The organism is Bergeyella anatis (assembly GCF_036016955.1).
Lineage (GTDB): Bacteria > Bacteroidota > Bacteroidia > Flavobacteriales > Weeksellaceae > JAYWXI01.
This window is the reverse complement of the sequence record NZ_JAYWXI010000091.1, coordinates 1-663: the sequence shown is the minus strand read 5'-3', so window position 1 is coordinate 663 and position 663 is coordinate 1. Positions and strand designations below refer to the sequence as shown.

Here is a 663-nt window from a genome sequence, read left to right as displayed (position 1 = left end):
TTGCTGATATTTTTTTTGAAGCATTTTCAAAAACAATGTTTTTAAATCCTTAGCGGTATAGCCTTGCTGAAAATAGTTCGATATGTCTTTATCGTCTTTAGTTCCTGATAAGGGAAGTTCTAATACCTCTACCAGATCCTTTAATTTTTCTAAATGACTTTGTACCGCCTTTTTTCCTGCCTGATCCACATCATACAATAATACAATATGACGAAAGCGACCTTTTAAAGATTGAATGAGAGAGATGGGAATATGACTATTTTCACTATTGAAACAAATGGCTGAAAAGCCTTTTGTATACAAACTCATCACATCTTTTTCACCACCTGTAATAAACAAAATATCATCACCATCTAACGGTAATTGTTCCAATCCAAAACAATAATCCGTAGCGATACCTGCATATAGAAAACGATGTTTGGAAAGGGGACGATAAATTTTTATGAGTTCCGCATTCTGATATGAAAAAATGGGTTCATCATCATTGGATTCTATTCGATAGGGTTGTCCTTTTTTATTGATGCTTTCAAAAGATTGCAAGGATTTTACTCCAAATATATCTAAAACTGTTTTCGTTATTCCAAATGTTTCCCAATAGTCAAGTTCTATTTTACTGAAGTTCTTATCTACTATCATATAGGGACGATAGCTAGGCGATTCGAT

At 33.2% G+C, this 663-nt stretch carries 1 protein-coding gene; it reads right to left on the bottom strand.

The window, feature by feature from the left end:
- Positions 1 to 636: toprim domain-containing protein (locus VQ048_RS13080; protein WP_327611949.1), on the bottom strand; the 636-nt coding region annotated here is incomplete at its 3' end.
- Positions 637 to 663: the final 27 nt, after the last annotated feature.